The sequence below is a fragment of the Pseudomonas sp. GM84 genome (assembly GCF_000282535.1).
Lineage (GTDB): Bacteria > Pseudomonadota > Gammaproteobacteria > Pseudomonadales > Pseudomonadaceae > Aquipseudomonas.
The window spans coordinates 1-4,969 of record NZ_AKJC01000033.1; the positions used below are offsets into that span (position 1 = coordinate 1).

At 61.2% G+C, this 4,969-nt stretch carries 5 protein-coding genes; 2 read left to right on the forward strand and 3 right to left on the reverse strand.

The window, feature by feature from the left end; all coding sequences use genetic code 11:
• Positions 1 to 127: 127 nt before the first annotated feature.
• The 3 genes from PMI38_RS02655 to PMI38_RS02665 form a co-directional block, all read right to left on the reverse strand.
• Positions 128 to 706, reverse strand: a complete 579-nt coding sequence (locus PMI38_RS02655) for a YceI family protein (RefSeq protein WP_008090346.1) — start codon at positions 704 to 706, stop codon at positions 128 to 130.
• 34 nt (positions 707 to 740) lie between these two features.
• Entirely contained in the window at positions 741 to 1,292 is a 552-nt protein-coding gene (locus PMI38_RS02660; protein ID WP_008090348.1) for a cytochrome b, read from the reverse strand.
• 274 nt (positions 1,293 to 1,566) lie between these two features.
• Positions 1,567 to 3,312, reverse strand: coding sequence for a flavin monoamine oxidase family protein (locus tag PMI38_RS02665; RefSeq protein WP_008090349.1), 1,746 nt, complete (start codon positions 3,310 to 3,312; stop codon positions 1,567 to 1,569).
• Between the two features lie 210 nt (positions 3,313 to 3,522).
• Here PMI38_RS02665 and PMI38_RS02670 point away from each other — a divergent pair, with 210 nt between their 5' ends.
• Both PMI38_RS02670 and bioA read left to right on the forward strand, forming a co-directional pair.
• Positions 3,523 to 4,014, forward strand: a complete 492-nt coding sequence (locus tag PMI38_RS02670) for a hypothetical protein (protein WP_008090351.1) — start codon at positions 3,523 to 3,525, stop codon at positions 4,012 to 4,014.
• A 79-nt stretch (positions 4,015 to 4,093) separates the two neighbouring features.
• The coding region (gene bioA, locus PMI38_RS02675) for an adenosylmethionine--8-amino-7-oxononanoate transaminase (RefSeq protein ID WP_008090354.1) at positions 4,094 to 4,969 on the forward strand (876 nt) is incomplete at its 3' end.

The window sequence follows — 4,969 nt, forward strand, 5'->3', positions numbered from 1 at the left end:
CAAGCCGGCTCCCACAGAAATGCTGCCATCAGCCCCTGTGGGAGCCGGCTTGCCGGCGATGAGGCCCGAATGGACAAACGAAAACGCCGCCCGATTGGGCGGCGTTTTTTATTGCCAAGGCAAAAGCTTACTTCTGCTTCACACCTTCGACACTGATATCCAGGTCCAGGGTCTGCGAGGTCGCACCCGGGCCCTTGATGCCGAAGTCGTTCAGATTCAGCGTGGTGGTAGCGTTGAAGCCGGCACGCTCACCGCCCCATGGGTCCTTGCCTTCACCGTTGAAAGTGGCCTTGAAGGTCACCGGCTTGGTGACACCGTGCATGGTCAGATCACCAGTCACATCGGCGGTTTTTTCGCCAGTGGACTTGACGCTGGTGGAGACAAACTTCGCTTCAGGATATTTCTTCACGTCCAGGAAGTCTTTGCTGGCGATGTGCTTGTCACGCTCGGCGTGGTTCGACCACAGGCTGGCGGTATCCAGCTTGACGTTGATCTTGCTGGCTTCAGGCTTGGCGCTATCCCAAGTGAAGTCGCCGTCAAATTTCTTGAAGGTGCCGTGGATGAAGCTGTAGCCCAGGTGGCTGATTTTCCAGTCGACGAACGCATGCTGACCTTCCGTGTCGATCTTGTAATCGGCAGCCATGGCCTGGCCAGCGGAGATCAGAGCGGTACCGAGCGCCAGAGCGGCAAAAGTCTTTTTCAACATCCTTACTTCCTTCCTTTGCAATTGAGGTTGAGAGTCAAGCTTTGCGGCCCAGCATACGAGTCAGGGTCGCGTCACGGTCGATGAAATGGTGTTTCAAGGCTGCCAGGGCATGCAGCACGGCAAAGATCACCAGGCCCCATGCCAACCAGAGATGAACGACACCCGCCACGTCAGCCTGGTCGGGCAGGTCGCTGATCAAGGCCGGCACTTCGAACAACTCGAAGACCGGAATGCCAACGCCATCGGCGGTCGAAATCAGGTAACCGGCGACCATCACTGCAAAAAGCCCCAGGTACAACGCCAGGTGGCCCAACTTGGCGGCCACGCGAGTGAGCGGCCCGTGGTTGGCCGGCGCCGGCGGTGGTGGGCTGATGAAGCGCCAGAGCACACGCAACAGCATCACAGCCAGCAGTACCATGCCGATGCTCTTGTGCAGGTCAGGGGCAGATTTGCGCCAAGGGCTGTAGTAGTCGAGGCCGACCATCCACAAACCCAGGCCGAACAGGCCAAAAACTGCCAGTGCCACGCCCCAGTGCAGGACGATGCTGACGATGCCATAGCGAGAAGGTGAGTTGCGCAGTTGCATGATGCAGTGTTTCCCCGTGAAAGCTGTGCACAGACTATCGCGAAACGTATCGAAGAAAAGCGGAAAAAATCGCTTTGGATTATCGAGAAAACCGATAGGTAGTGTGTGAGATCGCTATTAAGGAAACATTAACGATAGCGGGGAATTTGGCGTTGTCAGCACCGGCCTCTTTGCGGGACAAGCCCGCTCCCACAGGTGCTCCGCTGCCCCAGCGGCGTGCACTGTATCTGTGGGAGCGGGCTTGTCCCGCAAAGAGGCCAGTACGGCCAGGACCTTAGCTGGCCTTGGCCTGGGCGTTGGTCACCGGTTTCTTGGCCGGCTCGGATTTGGCGGTGGCTTTTTTCGGCTCGGCTTTATGCGCCTGTTTTACAGCAGGTTTGTGCGCGGGCGCCGGTTTGGCCGGTGCCGCCTTGCTGCCGGTAGGTTTGGCAGGTTCTTCCTTGGCAATCGGCGCCGTCACAGCGGCAGGTGCAGCAGCCGGCGCTGGCGCTACTTCCTCGGCCTTGGCAACCGGTGCAGCCTTCACCTCAGGTTTGTCAGCGCCGCCAAACAGCCGCGAGAAGAACCCGCCCTTGTCCTTCGCCGCCACCGCGCCTGCGGTTGCAGCGGCCGCCACCGGCAACGCCTTGGACGGGTCGAACGATTTGCCGGCGAGCAAGTCCTGTACCTGGCTGGCCGCACGCTGGCCACTGCGCAGGGCGCCTTCAAGGGTGCCGGGATAAAGGGCATCGGTGTGCTCACCTGCGAAGGCAATGCGCTGCACCGGGCGCTCCCACAGGCGCCAATACTTGCTGATCTGCCCCGGACCGTAGGCCAGGTAGGCACCGCCCGTACCGGCGTCGGTGCTGTAGCGCTTGAGCTCGTAGCCGGTGAACGAGCCACGAGCCTGTGGATAGAAGGCATGCAGGCGGATCAGCACCTGATCGACCATCTGCTTGTCACCGAAGGCCTGCAGCAGGCGCGCGTTGTCGCCGGACAGGTTGATCACCACATTGGCGCCACCCTTGAGTGCCGGCTCGATCCACAGCATGCCGAGGCCCACGTTACTGTAGATCTCGCCGGTCATGCGCGAACGGCTTTCCCAGACCGGCTGCTTGAACTTGAGCATCAGCTGGTCGCGCCAACCGTAGTTGGTACCCCTGAGCGCTGCCACATGCTGGGTATCCAGGACCGGCGTCATCTGGATCTTGGCCAGGGCCCGCAGGGGCACGGCCATGACCACGTAATCGGCCTGGTAGCTGGCACTGCCGGTCTTGACCGTGACGCTGTCCTTGTCCTGGACGATGGAGGTCACCGGCGAGTTGGTCTTGATGGTTTTCAGCTGCTTGACGAACGCCTGGGCCAGCACCGGGCTGCCGCCTGGCAAACGCGCGGCACGCAGGTCACGATCGCTGACGCCCCGGTACACCCGGTTTTGCTGGGCGAAATAGAGCAGCGACAGGCGCGACGGCTCATCGTAACGGGTACGGATCTGCTGGTTGATCAACTGCCGCGCGGTGGCCGGCAGCTGCAGCTTGTCGAGCCAGGTGGACACGTTCATCTGGTCGAGGGCAAACAGCGTGCTGGTCGCCTGCGGGTTGAGCGGGTCGTCGATCGAGCGAGCCAGGTCGTCGAGGGTCTTCTCGTAGCGCTTGATCGCCTCGGCGGTTGCGGGTTGCTTGGTAGGCAGGTCCGTGGCGCTGAAGTACTCGCCATCGATCAGGTAGCCAGGGGTTCGCACGAACTCCGGTGCCGGCAGTGTCTCCAGCTTGAACCGATCCAGGTACTGGTTGAGTACCGGCTGGGCCTTGCTGTTGCCGATCCATTCGCTGTTGGCCAGCCCCGAGCGACCGCCCATGCCCGCCTTGGCTTCCAGCAAGGTCACCTGCCAGCCCTTGTTCTGCAGCTCGTAGGCCGCGGTCAGGCCAGCCAGGCCACCACCCACGACGATCGCCGTAGGTGTCTTGTCCTTGGCCAGCGTGGCGCCGCTGGACACACCGATCAATACCAACGCGCACAGGCGCACCCAAGCAGCAGCCATGATGGCGAACTCCGAGTCAAACGTTACAGAAATGGGAAGAGGCAGGAATGCCCCGAGATGATGCGTTAAGAATACGTCAGGTCTGCATACCCTGCCACTACAGCGACATCAAGTTCCCTTGGCTACTGACATTTTTGCCAGTAGCCAAGGCTCGCGCCGCTACGCGATGCTTTCGCAGGTGGCCAGAAAACCGACAAAAGGAGCTGCGGCATGATCTATGAGGAGCACTTCGCGCACGTCGACAGGCAATTTCTGTCGCACAAGCAGTCATTTCGTACCCCATCCGGCTTGAGCATCCGCTCCAACGGCACCTCCTGGACCGGTTTTCATGAAGCCTTCAAAGGCGAGGACGGCACTGAGCTTGTGATCGGCGAGCACAGCGACGTGGAGATCGCCTTCAACCAGGAGGTCGAGCACCTTCGCCTCGAATACTACGTGGTCAGCGATCAGACGTTCGACACTGTGCAAATGCTGCTGGATACCGATGGCTACGACATCGACCTGATCGCGCCGATCCCGCGCAACTTCTACTGGCTCACGCTATCGGGCAGCGGCTACACCGAGTTCAAGCCTGGCCCCATCGCCACCCAGCCCTACCATCAGGACATCGCCGGGCCGTTTCGACGCCTGACCATCTCCACTTCGCAGGCCGGCACCGTGCACATTCGCAAGCTCGAATGGACCCGCACCTTTCGCCATTGACCCTTAGCGGTTGTCCTGCCTCCTGGCATTGCTTAGGCTTACGCGGTCAAACCAAGCCGCAATGCCAGGAGAAGTGCCGATGGGCCTCAACGATCAGTGGATGCAACGCGACCTCAAGGTCCTGTGGCACCCCTGCACCCAGATGAAAGACCACGAGCAACTGCCACTGATCCCGATCAAGCGCGGTGAAGGCGTGTGGCTCGAAGACTTCGATGGCAAACGCTACCTGGATGCGGTCAGCAGCTGGTGGGTCAATGTGTTCGGCCATGCCAACCCGCGCATCAACCAGCGCATCAAGGATCAGGTCGACCAGCTGGAGCACGTGATTCTGGCCGGCTTCAGCCACCAGCCGGTCATCGAGCTGTCCGAGCGGCTGGTCGCCATGACGCCGGCCGGGCTTGACCGTGTGTTCTATGCCGACAACGGCTCGTCGTGCATCGAAGTGGCGCTGAAAATGAGCTTCCACTACTGGCAGAACATCGGCAAACCTGCGAAAAAACGCTTCGTCACCCTGACCAACAGCTACCACGGCGAAACCATTGCCGCCATGTCGGTCGGCGACGTGCCCCTGTTCACCGAAACCTACAAGGCATTGCTGCTCGACACCCTCAAGGTGCCCAGCCCGGACTGCTACCTGCGGCCCGAGGGCATGAGCTGGGAAGAACATTCTCGCAACATGTTCGCGGCCATGGAGCAGACCCTGGCCGAACACCACGAGACCGTTTCGGCCGTGATCGTCGAGCCGCTGATCCAGGGCGCCGGCGGCATGCGCATGTACCACCCGGTCTACCTCAAGCTGCTGCGCGAGGCTTGCGACCGCTATGGCGTACACCTGATCCACGACGAGATCGCCGTCGGCTTCGGCCGCACCGGCACGATGTTCGCCTGCGAGCAGGCCGGTATCCGCCCAGACTTCCTGTGCCTGTCCAAGGCCTTGACCGGCGGCTACCTGCCG

Excerpts from the sequence above, each read along its gene's own strand:
- PMI38_RS02655 (WP_008090346.1), bottom strand. The coding sequence starts at position 706 with ATGTTGAAAAAGACTTTTGCCGCTCTGGCGCTCGGTACCGCTCTGATC.
- PMI38_RS02660 (WP_008090348.1), bottom strand. The coding sequence starts at position 1,292 with ATGCAACTGCGCAACTCACCTTCTCGCTATGGCATCGTCAGCATCGTC.
- PMI38_RS02665 (WP_008090349.1), bottom strand. The coding sequence starts at position 3,312 with ATGGCTGCTGCTTGGGTGCGCCTGTGCGCGTTGGTATTGATCGGTGTG.
- PMI38_RS02670 (WP_008090351.1), top strand. The coding sequence starts at position 3,523 with ATGATCTATGAGGAGCACTTCGCGCACGTCGACAGGCAATTTCTGTCG.